Source organism: Rhodococcus tibetensis, assembly GCF_024438035.1.
Classification (GTDB): Bacteria; Actinomycetota; Actinomycetes; order Mycobacteriales; family Mycobacteriaceae; genus Rhodococcus_F; species Rhodococcus_F tibetensis.
Genome location: NZ_JANFQF010000012.1, coordinates 1 through 19,515, shown reverse-complemented (window position 1 = coordinate 19,515; position 19,515 = coordinate 1). Strand labels below are relative to the sequence as shown.

Genomic DNA, 19,515 nt, shown 5'->3' with positions numbered 1-19,515 from the left:
GGAGGTTACCGTGCAGACCAGAGCCACGCAGTTCGAGGAATCTGCCGTCGGAACGCGAGCCGCTACCCCGGCAGCAGCGCGCGCACGGCGTCGATGGTGTCGGCGTCGGCGGGGTCCTTGTCGGGTCGATACCGCAGGACCCGCGCGAATCTGAGCGCGACGCCGCCGGGGTAGCGGGAGCTGACCTGTACGCCGTCGAGTTCGATCTCGACGACGATCCTCGGGTGCAGAAATACGGTGTGGGAGTCGCGGGCGCGTTCGTGACGCGGGAATTCGGCCGTCTGCCACTGCAACAACGCGTCGGTGAGGCCTTTGAATGTCTTGCCGACCATGATCGGATCACCACCGTCGGGGTCGCGGGCACCCAGGTGCAGATTGGAGAGGTAGCCGGTGCGCCGGCCGTAACCCCACTCGGCGCCCAGGACCACCAGATCCAGGGTGTGTTCCGGTTTCACCTTCTGCCACGCGCGACCGCGACGCCCCGCGGCGTACGGGGCCGACAGCGATTTCACCATGACGCCTTCGTGTCCGGCGGCAAGTGCGTCGTCGAAATGTCCTGCCGCTGCGTCGGTGTCGGGTCGGAGAAGCCCGGGAATACGATGCTGCGGGGCCACGGATTCCAGGGCATCGAGGCGCTGGGCGAGTGGTGCGTCGAGCAGGTCGGCCCCGTCGAGATGTAGACAGTCGAAGAAGTACGGGTGCAGCAGCAGTTCGCGGGCACTCTCGGCGCCGAAACGGCTCATCGTTTCCTGGAAGGGGCGGGGACGACCGGAGTCGGTCAACGCCAGTGTCTCGCCGTCGAACACCGCGGATTCGCACGGGAGTCCGGCGACGAGTTCGACCAGTTCCGGCACACTGCCGGTGATCTCACGCAGCGTGCGGGTAAAGATGCGGACCTCGTCGCCGTGGCGATGCACCTGAATTCGCGCCCCGTCGAGCTTGTACTCGACGCTGACGTCACCGGCGAGTTCCGTCCACGCGTCCGCGAGCGATTCGCCGGGGGAGGCCAGCATCGGCCGGATCGGTCGACCCACCTCGAGCCGGAACGCGCCGAGCGCCTCGACGCCGCCGCCGAGCGCGGCGGTAGCAGTGGCAGGCAGCCGCCCCGACAGCATGAAGGCGCGCCGAACGGGCTCGACGGGCAGTGCGGCCGCGGCGGCGATGGCGTCGGTCATAACCCCTTCGAGCGCGCCCTGTCGCAGGTCTCCGGTCAGCAGCCGAACGAGGAAGTCGCGTTCGTCCGGCGTGGTGCGGGTGAACAGGTCGGTGAGCAATGTCCGCCGTCGTTCCGTCGAACCCGATCCAGAAGTCCCGGCCACCTCGGTGATGAATCGGTCGACATCGGCGACGGTGAGGGTGGGGTCACCGGCGGCAGTGGCGGCGGGGAGGTCGGCGAGTGTCCGCCAGCCGATGCCGATACGGCCCTGCCGCAGTTCCCCCGAGAGCCAGGCCACCACCGGCTCCACCTCGGCGGGCTCGAGGTCGGCGAGCAGTGTTCGCAGCGCCTCGATCTTCACCTTGCGGGACCGGGTGGCTCCCACAGCATGCGACGTCTCCACGATCCGCGAAACCAGCACAAACCGACGGTAACCGGATCGATGCCGAAGCGCGCGGCGTTTCCGGTCCCCTCGGGAAGGTCAGCTCTCGAGATTCTTCAGCGCCGACCGGGCGGCGTTGTACCCGCACATGCCGTGGACCCCTGCCCCCGGCGCGGTCGCGGAGGAGCACAAATACACGCCCGGAATTCCGGTCGAGTAGGGGTCGAGCCCGATGCGGGGCCGCATCGCGATCTGCAGTGCGGTGTTGGCGCCCACGCCGATGTCGCCGCCGATGTAGTTGGGGTTGTGCTGTTCCATCTGCGCGACCGAACGCACGTGCTGCCCGACGATGCGGTCCCGGAAACCGGGTGCGAACCGCTCGATCTGGTTGATGATCGCCTGCGTGGCGTCACCCGAATAGTCATGGGGGACATGCGCGTACGACCAGATCGGGTTGACGCCGCCCGCCGAACGGGAGGGGTCCGCGAGGTACTGCTGCCCGACGAGCACCGTCGGGCTCTCGGGCATGACGCCTCGCCCGATCTGTCCTTCTGCTTCAGCGATCTGTTCGAACGTGCCGCCGAGATGCAGGGTTCCCGCGGCGCGGCAGTGCTCGTTGGTCCAGGGGACATGGCCATCGACTGCGAAGTCGACCTTGAAAGCCGCCGGCCCGTACTGATACCGGCGGTATGCACGGGCGACCCTGCCCGGTAACCGATCGCCCGCCATCTGCAGCACCGCACGCGGTGCCACGTTGAGCATCACGATGTCCGGTGTGCCCAGAGAATCCAGCGAATCGACATACACCCCGGTCTCGATGGTGCCGCCGAGCGTGCCGAGCATCGACGCCATCGCGTCGGTGATCGACCGGGATCCACCCTGCGCGACCGGCCACCCGTAGGCATGGCCGGCGGCGGTGAGCATCAGACCCACGGAACTGCTCATGGGGGTGTGCAGCGAACTGAACGCGTGTGCTGCCACCCCGCCGAACAGGGCCCGCGTCTCCGGTCGCTTCCACCGACGGGCCGTCAGCGCCGCCGGGGCGAGCGCGTTGAGGCCGAATTTGGTGAGCTGCACCGGATGTGCGGGCAAGTGGACGATCGGACGGAACACGTCGTCGGTCAGCTCGTCGAACGACCTCGACAGCCCGCCGAACATCCGCTGCCAGGCTTTACCGTCCTCACCCATGTTTGCGGTTGTGCGGTCGATGTCGCGCCAGAGCACACCGGCCGAACCCGAGTCGAGCGGATGGACGAGGTCGATCTCCGGCCAGAGCCACCGCAGTCCGTGGTCGCCCAGGCCGAGCGACTGCAGAAAAGGCGACGCCACCCCGGTGGGATGGAACGCCGAGCAGTCGTCGTGGATCAGGCCGGGAAGCGTGAGCTCGGAGGAGCGGGTGCCGCCGCCGATCGTGTCCTTGGCCTCGAGAACCCGCACCGACACGCCCTGCCTGGCCAAATGGATGGCGGCAGCGAGTCCGTTGGGCCCGCTGCCGACCACTACCGCAGTTGTCACGAGGTAATCCTCACTTCAGTGCCATCGCCCGAGGCGCCTCGGTCACCACTTCGTGTGCGTTGCGAGGCATCCCCCACGGACCATTCAACCTCGAGGGGGATGGGCCCGTCAGGCAGCAGATCGCGACACGACGGCGCGGAACCAGTAGAGGCCTGTGCCCACGCCGAGGACGACGATCCCCCACAGCACCGAAGGAAGGGGAAGGAACGCGGCGAGGATCAGGCATCCGGCGGCACCCGCGGCCGCGACGAGCCGAGGACGTAACTGCGCCGACAACGTCCAAGCAGATGCGTTCGCGATCAGGTAGTACACCAGCACAGCGAACGACGAGAACCCGATCACGCCCCGCAGATCCGCTGTCGCGGCGAGGACGGCGACCACCGCACCCACGGCCAGCTCCGCACGGTGCGGTACCGCGAACCGGGGGTGCACGGCCTCGAGGAACCGGGGCAGGTTGCCGTCGCGGGCCATCGCGAACGTGGTGCGGGAAACCCCGAGGATCAGCGAGAGCAGGGAACCCAGTGCGGCGACGACGGCGGCCACCCGCACGACGGGCTCGACACCGCCGAATCCGGCGGCGCGGACGGCCTCGGCGAGCGGGTCGGTCGCGGCCGCCAGCCGGTCGGGACCGAGGACGCTCAGTACCGCGATCGCGACGAGGAGATACATGAGCAGGGTGAGGCCGAGGGCGAGAGGGATAGCCCGGGAAATCGTCCGGCGCGGGTCCCGAACCTCCTCGCCCAGCGTGGCGATTCGGGCGTAACCCGCGAACGCGAAGAACAACAAGCCGGCTGCTTGCAAAACACCGGTGACCCCATGACCTCGGGTCAGCACTGGGCCGTCGAAACCCGTATCGGTAGCGGTGAGGCACGCCAGCACTACCACGGCCAGGACCGCGAGGACGAAGAATACGATGCCGCCGGTGGCCAGCGCCGACTTCTGCACACCCAGATAGTTGACGGCGGTGACTCCGCCGACGGCAATCACCGCGACCACGTGTTCGTAGCCCGGCCACGCATAGGCGCCGACGGTCAAGGCCATGGCGGCGCAGGAAGCAGTTTTGCCGACGACGAAACCCCAGCCGGCGAGGCATCCGAAGAAGGGGCCCAGACGTTCGCGGCCGTAGACGTAAGTTCCACCGGACTGTGGGTACAGCGCGGCCAGGCGAGCGGAGGAATTGGCATTGCAGTAGGCGATCACCGCCGCGACTGCCAACCCGAAGAGCAGGGCGCCGCCCGCGGCGACAGCGGCCGGAGCGAGCGCCGCGAAGATGCCGGCACCGATCATCGACCCGAGGCCGATCATCACCGAGTCGAACACTCCCAGTCGGCGTTTCAGTTGCGGTGCCGGTGTCGGCTCCGTTTCGGGCCGTTCCCCGGTCATGCTGTCCCTTCCGGCGCCCAACGATGGTCGGTGCCGAGGCTACTGCTCCGGGCCCGACACCGCCGACCACGCCGATCGGGTCACTCGCTGAATTCGCCCATCACCGGATGCCATTCACTGACGCGGACGTTCTCGACGAGCTTCGCCTGAACGAACGGATCCTGCTGGAACAGTCGAGTGACCGTCTCTTCGTCGGGCCCGTCGGCAATGATGAAGGCGCCGGAGCCGTCGGCCAAGGGGCCGGTCGAACGCACCACCTTCCGCCGGATCATCTCCGCGATCCAGCCGCGATGGTCCCCCCGATGATCGTCACGACGCGACGACGTCTCCGGGGTGTAGGTGTATTCCACGACGAACAGAGACATGCTGTTCTCACTTCCTCGGGAGAATCGCGATGTTCTCAGTCTGCAACACTCACTCTTCGAGCGGCACCCCGTCGACGACGATGCGGGTGGCATCGCCCGGGTAGAACGACACATGGTCGTCGATGCCCGACGCCTCGGCCGTCGTGAACGGATAGAACCAGGCGGCGTCGTCGACAGGGTGGTCGTTGCCCGACCCCGTGAACGACAGGTACGACGCGGTGCCCTTGTACGGGCAGGAAGTGCGGGTGTCGGAGTCGGTGAAGAACTCGCCGCGCACGTCGATCCGCGGAATGTAGTAGCGGACGGGTAGAGAAGTCTCGAACAGAAGTCGCGGCCGCACACTGTCGGCGACCAGAGTGTCGCCGATGTACACCTCGACATGCCGAGACGAGGGCAGGACGTCGACCCGCACATACGGGTCTCGGGCGTGCACGAACACCTGCTGGTCCTCCTCGTACCAGGCGTCCATCTTGTTCCAGTAGAACGCGACGTACGGGCTCAGATCCAGCGAGTCGCCGAGAGGAGTGTCGTATCCCCACACCGCCTGCTCGGCGCGGCGGTCGCCCACCACCAGGTCCCAATACCGGGCCGCACCCTTCCACGGGCAGCGCGTGGTCGCGTCGACCGGCTCGAGGAACTCGGTCCGGACATCGTCGCGGGGGATGTAGTAGACGGGCAGCAGCCCCTTCTCGAATAGATATACCGCACGCGTCGTGTCGGCGATCGGCTGTCCGGCGAAGAACACCCGTATGCGCTTGTGGTTGCGTTCGATCGAAATTCGGCCGTTCGCCGCCGACTGCTGGACCTCGGCGGCATGAGTGAGAGCGGTGGACATCGGCACCTCCAGTAGGCGCTCCGCGGCCGTGCGCCTTTCTGGTAGCCGGAGCTACCACAAAGGCGCACGGGCGGAGCCTCAGCGTGTGATGGTGTTGATTACGTCGAACACGGCGGGCGGCGGGATCTCCTGCGGCAACTTCGGACGGATCACCTCGTCGAAGAACTTGTCGTGGTCGGCCTGGGATTCCCAGATCTCGGACACCGTCAGGCCGTCACCCTCCGCAAAGGCGTAGTGGGCGATGAAACCGTTGGCGTTCTGGATCGCATCGGTGGTCTGGGTGGCCACCGCGGAATATTGATCGACCGTCATTCCTGACGCGTGGTGCCGAACTACAACAGACATTGGTCCTGTCCTCTCGATGACTGGAGTGGTGCCTACCGGTCACACGGACGGAAAGCACGGTAGATCCAACCCTTCTCGGTCGAAAACGAGCGGTCAAGGTTCGACACGCCCCTGGTCGGCGCCCCGGCTCACCACCAGTGCGGCGACTCCGGCGCTCACCACCCAGATGGTGAAGGGGTACAACGCAAGCCGTTCGGCGATGCCGAACGACGTGCCTGGGATGACGATGGCGATCGCGCCCAGCACTCCCACAAGGCAGCACGATCCCGTCCAGACGGCGAATCCGCGCCATCGCTCGAACAGCACCACGGCGAGGAAAGCGAGTGCTGCGTTGCGGGCCACGAACGTCGGGGTGGCGACCACCTGATGGAGGTCGGCGTCCACGTTGATCGGTACCAGTCCGGTCAGTGCTGCGCTCACCGCGGTCAGCACCAGTAAGCCCAGGGCGGTCACGCGCGTCCGACCGGCGGGGAGGAACTCCCGCAATCCGATCGCGCCGACGACGATCAGCACGCCGGTCATGACGAAAGCGATGTTCATCACCGCGTGGAGGGGTGAGCAGATTCGTGCGACCGCCAGTTGCGCCGCGGATCCGTCGCAACCTGCGGCACCGAGGTTGCTCACCGAATCGGTGGTCACCTCGTACTTTCTCGGCCACGCCGCCGCGGTGACGACCTCCGCGGCGAAGTACAACGAGATCAGGACCCACGTTGCACCGCCTACCCGCACGGCACGGGCGTCGTGCGCTGATCCGATGTTCAGGACGCTCACCTCTCCGGACCGTCGCGGGATGCGCCGCCTCGATCCACGCTACAGAGCCGCCACCACTATCGTGTGATTGTTGACAATCTCAGGAAGCGACTCGACCATGTAGCCATGGCCCGCGACTACGCTTCCCGAACAGGACTTCGAGACGGAGGGACAGGACACGCGTGGCTGAGCTGACAGGTCTTGCCGCTGACCTATGCGCTGACCTGGCTGCGCTGGGCATCGACCTCGACACCGGGTCGCGCCGGCGGGCCGAGTACTCCTTCGACGCCTCGAACTACCGAGTGCCACCGCTGGCCGTGGCGTTTCCGCGGACCGCGGACGACGTGGTGACGATCGCCCGGGCGTGCACCGATCGCGCGATACCCATCACCAGTCGCGGCGGCGGTACGTCCCTCGCGGGCAACGCCATCGGCAGGGGAGTGGTACTCGACTTCTCCCGGCACATGGCCGCCGTGCGCGCGGTCGACGCCTCCGCACGCACAGCCGTCGTCGAACCTGGAATCGTGCTGACGGACCTGCAGAAAGAGGTCCAGCTCGCGACGGACGGGGCCTTCACCTTCGCCCCCGACCCGTCGAGCAAGTCCCGCGCCACCGTCGGCGGGGCAATCGGGAACGACGCCTGCGGCAACCACTCCGTGCGGTACGGGCGCACGTCGGATCATGTGGTCGCGCTCGACCTGGTGACCGCCGGCGGTCACCGGTTGACCGCGACCCGGAACGGCGTCCGGGCCACCGACCCGGACGACGCGTCCGCGGCGGCCGAAGCCGAACGAATCGGTACCGGGCTACGGGACCTGGCCGACACCCACCTCGCCGAGTTCCGACTCGAACTCGATCGGATCCCGCGGCAGGTGTCCGGGTTTCACCTCGCGAAACTGTTGCCGGAGAACGGCTTCGATGTCGCTCGCGCGCTGGTCGGGAGCGAGGGGACGTGCGCGGTGATCGTGGCGGCCACCGTGGCGCTGGTGCCGGTGCCGCCCGCGGCGATGCTGTTGTGCCTCGGCTACCGCGACCTGGTGGACGCGGCGCGGGACAACGCGATGCTCCTCGAGTACGCGCCGGCGGCGATCGAGGGCATCGACTCGGCGATCGTCGACACCATGCGTCACCTCCGCGGCGCCGACTCCGTCGTGGGACTGCCCGAGGGCTCGGCCTGGTTGTACGTCGACCTCGACGGGGACGATGCTGCCGAGGTCGAGCGGCGCGGAGCCGAGCTGGTCTCGAAACTACGTGCGGCCGGACGGCTCGTCGACGCCCGGGTGGTTGCGGATCCCGCGGAACGTGCATCGCTGTGGCGAGTGCGCGAGGACGGCGCCGGGCTTTCCGCGCGGCTCGTCGAAGGCGGCGAATCATGGACGGGGTGGGAAGATTCCGCGGTCGCGCCCGAGCAACTCGCCGACTACCTGGTAGACATCAAGGCGCTCCTCGCCGAGTTTCACCTCACCGGAGTGATGTACGGGCACTTCGGTGCCGGCTGCATGCACATCCGCATCAACTTCGATCAACGCACCGAGGAAGGCCGGGACGTCATGTCCCGGTTCATCCACCGGGCAGCAGAACTGTGTGTCCGGTTCGGCGGTTCGATGTCGGGGGAGCACGGCGACGGCCGCGCACGATCGTCGCTGCTCCCGATGATGTATTCCCCCACCATGATGTCGGCCTTCGCCCGGTTCAAGCAGCTCTGGGATCCGGCCGCACTGCTGAATCCGGGCAGCATCGTCGATCCCGAACCGTTGCTGGGAAGCCTCGCGCTCCACGGGGTCGACCCACGACCCTGGCAGACCAGCTTCGACCTCACACCCACCAGCGACGTCCCGGTCGCGCCGTTCGTCCATGCGGTGCAGGGCTGTATCGGCGTGGGCCGCTGCCGTGCGTCGACGGGCGGCGTCATGTGCCCCAGCTTCCGGGCGACCGGCGACGAGAAGGACTCCACCCGCGGCCGCGCGCGTGCCCTCCAAGAGATGGTGCGCAACTCGCCGACGATCGCCGACGGCTGGGCGTCCGAGGACGTCAAGGAATCCCTCGACCTGTGCCTGTCCTGTAAAGCGTGCTCCACCGACTGCCCGGTGGGCGTCGACATGGCCACCTACAAAGCCGAATTCCTCGACCACCACTATCGCGGCCGGGTCCGTCCGCGCTCGCACTACTCGCTCGGCTGGTTGCCGGTGTGGCTGCGGGCCGCGGAACGGTCGGCCCCCGTCGTCAACAAGCTCACCACCGGACGGCTCGCGAAGATCGCCGCCCGCCTCGGTGGCATCACGCCGCACCGGAAGCTGCCGGAATTTGCCTCGCGCAAACAGATTCGACGTGAGGTCGGGAGCACGTCGGGTGATACCACAGCGGATGTTGTGCTGCTCGCTGACACCTTCACGCGCGGTTTCCGGCCGCAGGTGGTCGGCGCGGCCGCACGGGTTCTGGGGCAGGCGGGGCTCAGTTCCCAGTGTCGCAGCGACGCATGCTGCGGTCTGACCTGGATCTCGACCGGTCAACTCGATCGCGCCGAGAAAATACTGACCAAGGCGGCGGAACTACTCGACGACGGCAGCGACCGTCCCATCGTCGTCCTCGAACCGAGTTGTGCTGCCGCACTGCGCAAGGATCTGCCCGAATTGGTTCACACCGACGCCGCACGCCGGGTCGCAGCCAGGGTGCAGAGCTTCGCCGGCGCGGTACTCGACAGCGTCGCTGCGGGGTGGCAACCGAGTGTCGCATTGCCGGAAGACGTCACCGTGCAGACCCATTGCCACGAATACGCGGTGTTCGGCGCCGCCACCCAGCGGAAAGCCCTCGAAGCAGTAGGAGTGTCGCGGGTGCGGGAAGCAACCGGATGTTGCGGCGTGGCCGGGAACTTCGGCTTCGAGGACGAGCACTACGACGTCAGCATGCAGGTGGCCGAACAGGCCCTCGCCCCAGCCCTACGCGCAACCCCCGACGAGGCCGCGGTCCTGACCGACGGATTCAGCTGCCACATGCAGGTGCGGCAACTCGAACCGTCGCGGTCGTCGATGCACCTCGCTCAACTGCTCGACCCGGGGCCGTAGGCGCGGAGCCGCCTCCTTCGGTTCACACTGATTCTGACGATGGCGGCGGCGCCAGTGGTGGTGGAGCGTGGAGGGGCAGTTGTCCGCGCCGACAGGAGTGCCCTTCATGACCGAACTTCTCGACCTGAGCACCGACGTCCTCGTCATCGGCGGCGGGCCCGCCGGTGCGTGGGCAGCTCTGCGCGCCGCACAGACCGGCGCCGACGTCGTCCTCGTCGAGAAGGGGTACTGCGGGACGAGCGGTGCGACGGCACCCTCGGGCACCGGCGTCTGGTACGTCCAACCCGACCCGGCCGAGCGCGCCAAGGCAAAGGCCAGCCGCGAGACGCTCGGCGGTCACCTCGCCGACCACCACTGGATGGATCGCGTGCTGCACCAGACGTACGTCAACATGAATCTGCTCGGTGAGGAGGGAAGGTACCCGTTCCCCGTCGACCCCGACACGGGCAAGCAGATCCGCACCGGATTGCAGGGACCCGAATACATGCGCCGGATGCGGGCGTGGATCAAGAAAGCCGGTGTTCGGATCCTCGACCACTCACCGGCCCTCGAACTTCTCGTCGACGCCGACGGCCTGGTACGCGGCGCGGCCGGATACCAGCGCCAGGAACACCGCGACTATCGCGTCAGCGCCGGCGCGGTCGTGATCGCCAGTGGCGGTTGCGCGTTTCTGTCCCGCGCGCTCGGCACCAACGTCGACACCGGGGACGGTGCCCTGATGGCCGCCGAGGTGGGGGCCACGTTCTCCGGCATGGAGTTCTCCAACGCTTACGCGATCGTCCCCGCCAACTCGACCATCACCAAGACCGCCTACTACGGTTACGCCACCTTCTTCCACGCCGACGGGAGCGTCCTCGAAGGCGCCGGCTCCACCAAGGGTCGCTCGGTAATAGCGAGAACGTTGCTGTCCGAACCGGTGTACGCGCAACTCGACCGCGCCGACGACGAGGTGCAGCGCCAGATGCGACTGGGCCAGCCCAACTTCTTCCTGCAATTCGATCGTCGCGGCATCAACCCGTTCACCGACCGCTTCGAGGTGAGCATGCTCGCCGAAGGCACTGTGCGAGGAACCGGCGGCATCGAGGTTGCCGACGACACCTGCGCCACCACCGTTCCCGGGTTGTTCGCCGCCGGCGACGCCGCCACCCGTGAACGCATCTGCGGTGGTTTCACCGGCGGCGGCAGCCACAACTCGGCATGGGCGATGTCGTCGGGCAGCTGGGCCGGGACGGGTGCCGCTCGCTTCGCCCGCGCGGCGGGCCGAATCCCGTCGACCGAGCTCCGCGCGGTGGGCCGCGCCGGACTACGGCCCACGTCGCGATCCGAGCTGGACGCCCCTGCCGTCGTCGCGGCGGCCCAGGCGGAATTGCTCCCGTACGAGAAGAACCTCCTGCGTGACGGAGCAGGCGTGCAGGGTGCGCTCGACGAACTGGAGTCGTTGTGGACGGCGGTGTCTTCAGGCCTCGGTGCCGACTCCGGTGACGAACGGGTCCGTGCCCGACAGGCCGCGGCGATCACCGCGGTGGGCCGATGGATGTACCACTCGGCCCTGGCTCGCACCGAAACTCGCGGCATGAGCAAGCGCGCCGATTTCCCCGACCTCGACCCCGCCCAGCATCACCACATCCTCACCGGGGGACTCGAACAGGTGTGGACCGCGGCCGGAGCCCTCAAAGGCGCGGTATTGCAGGTGGCTTCGTGATCGAGGTAGTGCTGGCCGAGGCGTGCATCGGCTGTGACAAATGCGTTGACGTGTGTCCCACCAACGTTTTCGACCGCACCGAGTCGGGGGTCCCGGTGATCGCCCGCCAATCCGACTGCCAGACCTGTTTCATGTGCGAGGCGTACTGCCCCGTCGACGCCCTGTACGTCGATCCGCAGTCCACGCCGCTGTCGGGCGGTCAGCGTATCGCCGAGGACCACATCGGCCGCTACCGGGAAAAGCTCGGATGGGGGAAGGGGCGCACCGTCGGGTCGCTCACGGCGGTCGGCCCCGTCCTCCAGGCTCCGCCCGTGAGTGGTTGAGGAGTCCAGGGACTCGTTTACCGCTCACAGGCCGGAATAGCGTCGTATCGTCGCGGGTTGGTGCTGTTGCCTGCACCGGCGAACCCGACCGAATGAGTAGATCGGAGCACGACGTGTCCGAGATGACGATGAGTAAGGCCGATCGTGAGAAATTCCTCGCTGCACTTCACGTGGGAGTGATTGCGGTCGACCGGGAAGGGCGGGCACCGCTCGCCGTTCCCATCTGGTACGGCTACGAACCCGGCGGCGACGTGTACGTGTGGACCGGGCGGGGCTTGCTGAAAGAGCGCCTGATCCGGGCGGCGGGTCGATTCAGCCTCGTCGCCCAGGACGAGGCGCCGCCGTACCGGTATGTCAGCGTGGAAGGTCCCGCAACATTCGACGAGTCACCGACTGCCGACGACGTCCGCGGCCTCGCCGCCCGGTACCTCCCCGCCGACGAGGTCGAGGCCTTCGTGGAGCAGTCCTTCGACGCAGCCAGCGCCGTCATCATTCGCATGCGACCCGAGCACTGGCTGAGTGTCGACTACGGCAAGGGTGCCTGAAACCGGAACAAGTGCCGCTCAAAAGTCCACGTGATCGTCGGGGCCCCCGCCGGTAAGCGCGTCGACGACGGCAGCGAGGTCGGTCGTCGAGACCGCTCCATCCGGTTCGCGCCGTCCGTCCTGAAGGCGGACCGGGCGCGACTGCTCGTTGTGTGGTCGTGTATCCGTCATGGGAAGCATCTCCTTCTGCGAGTACGGGAGCGGCCGGGGGTGAACCGTCTCGACTCCATACTCCACGCGCCGTGTTGCTCAGTAGTTACCAGCTAATTACTGGTAGTTGGGTGCTCGGTGACCGGCAAGGTCAGGCCACTACATTCCCCCTGAACCCATTCCCCCACGGACAGGCGCGGTGAACCCCCTCTGTACCGCCACCCGCTCCGATGACGGACACCAGCGGAACAGGCCGCAATCCGCTGGTGCCGCTGTGATATTCGCCCGCAGATAGCTGATTTGGGCGGACGTCCGGGTACCTTCGAGAGGAAGGACTGTTTCGAGTGTGAGGGGGAGGCAAGGCATGGCACGCATACGCACGGCGGCTGAAGCGGAGGTCAACGCCGCCGAGCAGATGCAGCGGCTGGGGTACCACGACGCCACCGCGCTGCTCGGTGGTGTGGACGGCGGTATCGATGTCTATTCGGCACGGGCCTATGCGCAGGTGAAATGGCGCGACGGACGGGCGGATCGGTCGGATCTGCAGAATCTGTACGGTGCCCGCGGGACGAGTTCCGGCAGAGACCTGCTGTACTTTGCGGCGGCCGGATACACCGACGACGCCGTCGACTACGCCGAGGCGGTCGGTATCGCCCTGTTCCGGTGCGAGCCCGACGGCGAGACACCGCCGGTGGGCAGCCACGCCCCGAAGCTGATCAGCGCCGCGCGTAACTCGGCGATTGCGGTGGCCCCGGCGGCAACGCAAGCCCCCGTCCGGGAGTCGCCCGTGCGGTCCGTCGCCCGCACCGTGTGGGACAGGGTCGCGGCGTTCCTCGGCACCCACTGGCGTCTCATCGGAGCCGTCTTGTGCACGCTCGTCCTGGTGATCGCCCCCTTCGGCGAGGGAGACGTGGGACTGCGCGTCTTCGCCACCATCGCGAGTGTCGTCGGTGCACCGGTGTTCTGGTTGCTCTACCTCCAGAACCGGCAGGCGTAGCGACACAGCAGAGAACCACCGTCGGCGAGGCGCCGACGGTGGTTCTCGTGTTCGGGAAGTGGTGCTGCCCGGGACTATTCGGTGGGCAAGGTCTTCAGTGACGTGACGGTGGCGACGCATGCCCGCGCGGCCTCGGCACCCTTCTTGACGAAGTGCTCCCCGAAGTACGTGAGGTGCTCCTCATGCTCGTGGAAGTGATGCGGGGTGAGCACCACCGAGAACACCGGCACATCGGTGTCGAGCTGTACGCGCATGAGGCCGTCGATCACGGCGGTGGCAACAAACTCGTGCCGGTAGATGCCGCCGTCGACGACGAGCGCAGCGGCCACGACGGCGTCGTATCGTCCAGTGAGCGCGAGGCGGCGAGCGTGGAGCGGAATTTCGAAGGCGCCCGGCACCTCGTAGAAGTCCAGCTCGTCCTTCGAGTACCCCAGCGTGGCCACCTCGTCGGTGAAGCCGTCGCGGGCGCGATCGACGATGCTGCGGTGCCACGTGGCCTGTATGAACGCGATCCGTCCCTGACTCTCACTCATGGTCTGAAACTACTGCACTGGTGCTAGCGCTGTGAACGGGGCAGGGCCGTCGATCGACCCCACCCCGATTCGCCGGTGAGGTGCTCGAGCAACGGCTGGATCCGATATGGCAGCGGGCTGGTGAGCGCAATCGTGGTGGTGGAGTGCGTGATCCCGGGGAGATTGGCGATCTTCTCGAGCAGCTTCTGCAATTCCGCGTGCGTCGACGTGGCCACACGCACCAGCAGGTCCTCACGGCCGGTGGTCGCATGAATTTCGATGACCTCCGGCAGATCGACGAGCCGGTTGCCGACCGCGGTGAGTTTGCCCTGCTCGAGTTCGAGTCCGACGAAGGCTTGAATCGGAATGCCCACCTGCGCCAGGTCGAGATTCGGGCGAAAGCCGGTGAGCAGCCCGCTCGTTTCCATGCGCTTCATCCGGGACTGGACGGTGTTGCGGGCGACACCGAGCGAGTTGGCCAGTTCGGCCACGCTCATGCGTGAGTCCTGGCCGAGCAGTCCGAGCAACTGCACGTCGAGCTTGTCGATGCTGAGCACTTTGATACCTCCAGGAAGTGACGTCTGTCACCCGTTGCGTGTACTGATCAGTTGATCCGATTTGCGTTGACCAAATCTTAGACCAGATACAGGATCAAGCTAACGAAATGCTCAACGCGACGGATCGGGAATCGCAGATGACTCAGTTAGACGACGCTCGCACCAGTTCAGCATCCTTTGATCTCGCCGACCGATACCGGGCCGACTCGGGTCCGGTGTTGATGACCGGTGTGCAGGCCATCGCCCGCCAGCTGGTGGAGCAGCACGAACGCGACCGCCGGGCCGGACTGAACGTAGCCACCTTCGTCTCCGGGTACCAGGGCAGCCCCCTCGCCGGCCTCGACCGCACCATCGCCGCGATCCCGACGCTGAGCACCGATCACGACGTGAAGTTCGTGCCCGGCATGAACGAGGAACTCGCCGCGACCTCCGTCTGGGGCAGCCAGGTCGACCTCCCGCAGGGCGAGCGCACCCACGACGGCGTCGTCGGCGTCTGGTACGGCAAGGGTCCCGGCCTCGACCGCGCCAGCGACTCCATCCGGCACGCCGCCATGTACGGCGCAAACGCCCGCGGCGGCGTCCTCGTCCTCGTGGGCGACGACCCCAACGCCAAGTCCTCCACCATCCCCTGCGCCAGCGAGCGATCCATGGCTGCGATGGGCATGCCCGTCTTCTTCCCACGCAACGCCGAGGAGGTCATCACATTCGGCCTCTACGGTGTGGCGCTGTCGCGGATCTCCGGCTGCTGGTCGGGCATGAAGATCGTCGCCGACGTGGCCGACGGACTCTGGACCCTCGACCGCAACTTCGCCGACCTCGACATCGTGCTCCCCGAGATCGAGTGGAACGGCAGGCCATGGACGTATCAGCAGCGTGTGCTGGCGTCCCCGCCCGACAGCGTCTACGCCGAGGCCGACCTGTACGGGCCGCGCTGGGCGATGGTCGAGGCGTTCAACGCCGCCAACGACATCGACCGGATCGAGGTGAACCCACCCACCGCGTGGCTGGGCATCGCCGCCGTCGGCACCGCGTACGACTCGCTGCGCCAGGCCCTGCTCGACCTCGGTCTCGGCGACTCCCGGCTCGAGGACGCCGGCATCCGCATCCTCCGTATCGGCATGCCGTACCCGCTGGGCGCCGACAAGGTTCGCGAACTCGCCGACGGCGTCGAGCAGGTCCTCGTGGTCGAGGAGAAGATGCCGTTCGTCGAGTCGCAGCTCAAGGACATCCTCTACGGCGGCGCCAGCGCTCCCGCCGTGCTGGGCAAGAAGAACGTCCAGGGCAAGGCACTGATCCCCGTCGACGGTGAACTGACCGCCGCCCGCCTGACCGGTCCGCTGCGCCGCATCCTGAAGGACCGCGTCGCGCTGACGCCGGCCCCGCCGCCGCGCCTCGAACTGACCGTCCTCCCGACGTCGCGCACGCCGTACTTCTGCTCCGGCTGCCCGCACAACCGCTCCACCGCGGTGCCCGAGGGCTCGATCGCGGGCGGCGGAATCGGCTGCCACACCCTGGTCACCATGTCGGGCCGCACCGACAGCGCCGTCACCATGCTCACGCAGATGGGCGGCGAGGGCGCGCAATGGATCGGGCAGGCACCGTTCAGCGACGTCAAGCACATGTTCCAGAATGTCGGCGACGGCACGTACTTCCACTCCGGCCAGCTCGCCGTGCAGGCATGCGTCGCCGCCGGTGTCAACATCACCTACAAGGTGCTCTACAACTCCGCAGTCGCCATGACCGGCGCCCAGGACGCCGAGGCCGGGCTGACCGTGCCGCAGCTGACCCACAAGCTGGCATCCGAGGGCGTCAAGCAGATCATCGTCTGCGCCGAGGATCCCAAGCGGCACAAGGGTGCCCGCTTCGCCGAGAACACGCTGCTGTGGGACCGCACCCGGCTCGACGAGGCGCAGCGCGTCCTCCGGGACATCGAGGGCGTCACCGTACTGATCTTCGACCAGCAGTGCGCCGCCGAGGCCCGCCGCAAGCGCAAGCGCGGCAAGCTGCCCGCCCGCCGCACCCGCGTCGTCATCAACGAGGCCGTCTGCGAGGGCTGCGGCGATTGCGGCGTCAAGTCCAACTGCCTGTCGGTGCAGCCCGTCGACACCGAATTCGGCCGCAAGACCAAGATCGACCAGACCAGCTGCAACACCGACTACTCCTGCCTCGAGGGCGACTGCCCGTCGTTCGTGACGGTCGAGCTGCCCGAGGAAGGCGCGCCGAAGACGTTGCGTGAGATCCCGGTTCCGCCCGAGGTCGGCGACCCTGATCCCGCCGTGTGGACCGGAACGCACAACCTGTTCATGGCCGGTGTCGGTGGTACCGGCATCGTCACCGTCAACCAGGTGCTGGGCATGGCCGCGCTGCGCGCCGGGCTGCACGTCGAGGGACTCGACCAGACGGGGTTGAGCCAAAAGGCCGGACCGGTCACCTCGCACCTGCGGCTCAGCGATCAGAAGACGCGGTCGGGAAGCTCGGCGCCGTCCAACCGGATCAGCCCCGCCACCGCCGACTGCGTCCTCGCATTCGACCTGCTGACCGCGGCCGACGCCAAGTACGCCGGGTACGGCAGCTCCGAGCGCACCATCACCGTCGCGTCGACGAGCCAGACCCCGACCGGCGACATGGTCTACGACCCCGCCGTCCGCTACCCGGACGAGGACAAGTTGCTCGAGCGTCTCGACGTCTCGGCCCGCGAACTGACCGCGATCGACGGGCTCGCCGCCGCCACCGCACTGTTCGGCAGCACCGCCGCCGCCAACTTCCTGCTGGTCGGCGCGGCCTACCAGGCAGGCGGACTGCCCGTCCCGTCCCGGTTCATCGAGGAGGCCCTCGAGATCAACGGGGTGGCCGTCGAGTCCAACAAGGCCGCGTTCCACTGGGGACGCGTCGCCGTCGCCGACCGGGAGGCATTCCTCGCCGCCACCAGTTCGGCCGCCGTGCCGCAGCGCAGCGACTCCGTCGTCCCGGCGCACCTGTTCGCCGGGTCCACCCTCGAAGGTGCGACGCGCGAGCTCACCGAACGCCGCGCCGCGAACCTCGTTGCCTTCCAAGGCGACCGCGTCGCCGCCCGCTACATCGCCCTGGTGCAGCAGGCATGGGACGCCGAGCGCCGGCTGGGCAGCCGGACCGAGTTCAGCGAGGCCGTCGCCGCCGGCCTGCACAAGCTCACCGCCTACAAGGACGAGTACGAAGTGGCCCGGATGCTCACCGACCAGGCCTTCCTCGACGCCGCCGCCGGCGAGGTACCCGGTGCCGGCAAGCTCACCTACAAGCTGCACCCGCCCGTCCTCAAGGCCATGGGCCGCAAGACCAAGATCGGATTCGGCCCCCGCTCCCACGTGGCGCTCAAGACCCTCGCCAAGGCGAAGTTCCTGCGCGGCACCGCGTTCGACCCGTTCGGCTACGCCAAGGTCCGTCGGCTCGAGCGTCAGCTGCTCGCGCACTACGAGACCACGGTGGCCGGCCTCATCGCCGAGCTCTCCGCCGACACCTACGACACTGCAACGCTGATCGCCGCGACTCCCGACCTGGTCCGGGGCTACGAGGACGTGAAGCTGCGCAACGTCGCCGTCTACCTCCAGCGTCTCGCCGAACTCGGCGTCGACACCTCCGCCATCACGATCACCACTCCGGAAAGGTCCTGAGAAAAGATGACTCTCACCGTCGAACGTTCCGACACCGCGCTGCCCGAGAAGACCGGTGTCTTCGGACGCACCGACTTTCCCGCCGACTCGGCACACGAGCAGGTCACGTTCTTCCAGGACCCCGCCACCGGCCTGAAGGCGATCGTCGCAATTCACGACACCACACTCGGCCCCGCCCTCGGTGGCACCCGCTTCTACCCGTACGCAGACGAGGCCGCAGCGCTCGAGGACGTCCTGCGCCTGTCGCGGGGCATGACCTACAAGTCCGCGATCGCCGGAGTCGACCTCGGCGGCGGCAAGGCGGTCATCATCGGCGACCCCGCCACCGGCAAGTCGGAGGCACTGCTCGAGGCGTACGCCCGCTTCGTCCAGACGCTCGGCGGCCGTTACATCACCGCCGGCGACGTGGGCACCAACTCCGACGACCTCGACGTGATGGGCCGCGCCACCGACTACGTCGTCGGCCGCAACCCCGCCGCAGGTGGGTCCGGGGACAGCGCACCCATGACCGCGCTCGGTGTCTTCCAGGCCATGAAGGCCGGCGCCCAGGCCAAGTGGGGCACCCCGAGCCTCGCCGGGCGCACCGTCGGAGTCGAAGGCACCGGCAAGGTCGGCTACCAGCTGATCATGCTGCTGCTCGCCGACGGCGCGTCGGTGGTCGCCACCGACGTCAACGCCGCCGCCCTCGACCGCGTGGCCCGCGACTTCCCCGAGGTCAAGATCGCGTCCAGCGTCATCGGCCAGGACCTCGACGTCTACGCACCCTGCGCGATGGGCGCCACGCTCACCGACGAGTCCGTCGCCGCGATCACCGCCCAGGTGATCTGCGGGGCCGCGAACAACCAGCTCGCCCACCCCGCGGTCGAGCACGACCTCGGCGAACGCGGCATCACCTGGGTCCCCGACTACGTCGCCAACGGCGGCGGCATCATTCAGGTGGCCGGTGAACGTGTCGGCACCCCGGCAACCGAGGTCCGCGCACAGGTCGAGAAGATCTTCGACACCGTCGTGGAGATCCTTGACACAGCCCGGCGGAACGGGGTCCTCGCGGGCGCCGCAGCCGACGCCGTCGCCGAGGCCCGCATCGCCGCAGCCAGGTAGGGCGGCTCCGCCGCCCGTGCGTGGTTAACGAGTCCCTGCACTCGTGTGTGTGCTCAGGACATCGCGAATACTTGATGTCTCAGGACATCGTGAACACTGAGCGGCTCATCCCTGGGATCCTCGGGGATGAGCGGAACAGGGTTTTCGATGGATCCAGAGTTTGTGTCCGCGATCGTCCGGGTGGCACG

At 67.7% G+C, this 19,515-nt stretch carries 17 protein-coding genes; 7 read left to right on the top strand and 10 right to left on the bottom strand.

What is annotated here, in order from left to right; all coding sequences use genetic code 11:
• Positions 1-62: 62 nt before the first annotated feature.
• From NOF53_RS15555 to NOF53_RS15525, 7 genes are all read right to left on the bottom strand, one after another.
• On the bottom strand, positions 63-1,577 hold the full coding sequence (locus NOF53_RS15555) for an ATP-dependent DNA ligase (RefSeq protein ID WP_255970186.1): 1,515 nt from the start codon (positions 1,575-1,577) through the stop codon (positions 63-65).
• Positions 1,578-1,637: 60 nt separating this feature from the next.
• Positions 1,638-3,053 (bottom strand): phytoene desaturase family protein, encoded by a 1,416-nt coding sequence (locus tag NOF53_RS15550; protein ID WP_255970183.1) that lies wholly within the window; start codon positions 3,051-3,053, stop codon positions 1,638-1,640.
• A gap of 108 nt (positions 3,054-3,161) precedes the next feature.
• On the bottom strand, positions 3,162-4,436 hold the full coding sequence (locus NOF53_RS15545; protein ID WP_255970180.1) for an APC family permease: 1,275 nt from the start codon (positions 4,434-4,436) through the stop codon (positions 3,162-3,164).
• Positions 4,437-4,516: 80 nt separating this feature from the next.
• Positions 4,517-4,801, bottom strand: coding sequence for a YciI family protein (locus NOF53_RS15540; RefSeq protein WP_255970177.1), 285 nt, complete (start codon positions 4,799-4,801; stop codon positions 4,517-4,519).
• Between the two features lie 49 nt (positions 4,802-4,850).
• Positions 4,851-5,636, bottom strand: a complete 786-nt coding sequence (locus tag NOF53_RS15535; protein WP_255970174.1) for a DUF427 domain-containing protein — start codon at positions 5,634-5,636, stop codon at positions 4,851-4,853.
• Positions 5,637-5,714: 78 nt separating this feature from the next.
• Positions 5,715-5,981, bottom strand: a complete 267-nt coding sequence (locus NOF53_RS15530; RefSeq protein ID WP_255970171.1) for a hypothetical protein — start codon at positions 5,979-5,981, stop codon at positions 5,715-5,717.
• A 93-nt stretch (positions 5,982-6,074) separates the two neighbouring features.
• Positions 6,075-6,743 carry a DUF998 domain-containing protein gene (locus tag NOF53_RS15525; RefSeq protein WP_305086954.1) on the bottom strand — a complete coding sequence of 223 codons (669 nt, stop codon included), beginning with the start codon at positions 6,741-6,743 and terminating at the stop codon, positions 6,075-6,077.
• 170 nt (positions 6,744-6,913) lie between these two features.
• Between NOF53_RS15525 and NOF53_RS15520 the strand changes: the two genes are divergently transcribed.
• The 4 genes from NOF53_RS15520 (at position 6,914) to NOF53_RS15505 (ending at position 12,363) form a co-directional block, all read left to right on the top strand.
• Positions 6,914-9,793, top strand: a complete 2,880-nt coding sequence (locus NOF53_RS15520; protein WP_255970165.1) for an FAD-binding and (Fe-S)-binding domain-containing protein — start codon at positions 6,914-6,916, stop codon at positions 9,791-9,793.
• Between the two features lie 106 nt (positions 9,794-9,899).
• Complete coding sequence (locus NOF53_RS15515; RefSeq protein ID WP_255970162.1) at positions 9,900-11,495, top strand: FAD-dependent oxidoreductase; 1,596 nt, start codon at positions 9,900-9,902, stop codon at positions 11,493-11,495.
• Positions 11,492-11,818: a 4Fe-4S dicluster domain-containing protein gene (locus NOF53_RS15510; protein ID WP_255970159.1), complete on the top strand. Its 327-nt coding sequence runs from the start codon at positions 11,492-11,494 to the stop codon at positions 11,816-11,818. Before NOF53_RS15515 ends, NOF53_RS15510 begins: the two co-directional genes overlap by 4 nt.
• Before the next feature lie 128 nt (positions 11,819-11,946).
• Positions 11,947-12,363 carry a pyridoxamine 5'-phosphate oxidase family protein gene (locus tag NOF53_RS15505; protein ID WP_374212619.1) on the top strand — a complete coding sequence of 139 codons (417 nt, stop codon included), beginning with the start codon at positions 11,947-11,949 and terminating at the stop codon, positions 12,361-12,363.
• Between the two features lie 18 nt (positions 12,364-12,381).
• Here NOF53_RS15505 and NOF53_RS15500 read toward each other — a convergent pair whose 3' ends face one another.
• Entirely contained in the window at positions 12,382-12,534 is a 153-nt protein-coding gene (locus tag NOF53_RS15500) for a hypothetical protein (RefSeq protein WP_255970156.1), read from the bottom strand.
• A 343-nt stretch (positions 12,535-12,877) separates the two neighbouring features.
• On the opposite strand from NOF53_RS15500, the gene NOF53_RS15495 reads away from it, so the two are divergent.
• Positions 12,878-13,510: a restriction endonuclease gene (locus tag NOF53_RS15495; protein WP_255970153.1), complete on the top strand. Its 633-nt coding sequence runs from the start codon at positions 12,878-12,880 to the stop codon at positions 13,508-13,510.
• A 74-nt stretch (positions 13,511-13,584) separates the two neighbouring features.
• Here NOF53_RS15495 and NOF53_RS15490 read toward each other — a convergent pair whose 3' ends face one another.
• Positions 13,585-14,043: a 6,7-dimethyl-8-ribityllumazine synthase gene (locus NOF53_RS15490; RefSeq protein ID WP_255970150.1), complete on the bottom strand. Its 459-nt coding sequence runs from the start codon at positions 14,041-14,043 to the stop codon at positions 13,585-13,587.
• A 23-nt stretch (positions 14,044-14,066) separates the two neighbouring features.
• On the bottom strand, positions 14,067-14,579 hold the full coding sequence (locus NOF53_RS15485) for an Lrp/AsnC family transcriptional regulator (protein ID WP_255970148.1): 513 nt from the start codon (positions 14,577-14,579) through the stop codon (positions 14,067-14,069).
• Positions 14,580-14,716: 137 nt separating this feature from the next.
• Here NOF53_RS15485 and NOF53_RS15480 point away from each other — a divergent pair, with 137 nt between their 5' ends.
• Positions 14,717-18,226 (top strand): indolepyruvate ferredoxin oxidoreductase family protein, encoded by a 3,510-nt coding sequence (locus tag NOF53_RS15480; RefSeq protein ID WP_374212617.1) that lies wholly within the window; start codon positions 14,717-14,719, stop codon positions 18,224-18,226.
• A 6-nt stretch (positions 18,227-18,232) separates the two neighbouring features.
• Entirely contained in the window at positions 18,233-19,327 is a 1,095-nt protein-coding gene (locus NOF53_RS15475) for a Glu/Leu/Phe/Val family dehydrogenase (protein ID WP_255970142.1), read from the top strand.
• The last annotated feature ends 188 nt before the right edge of the window (positions 19,328-19,515 follow it).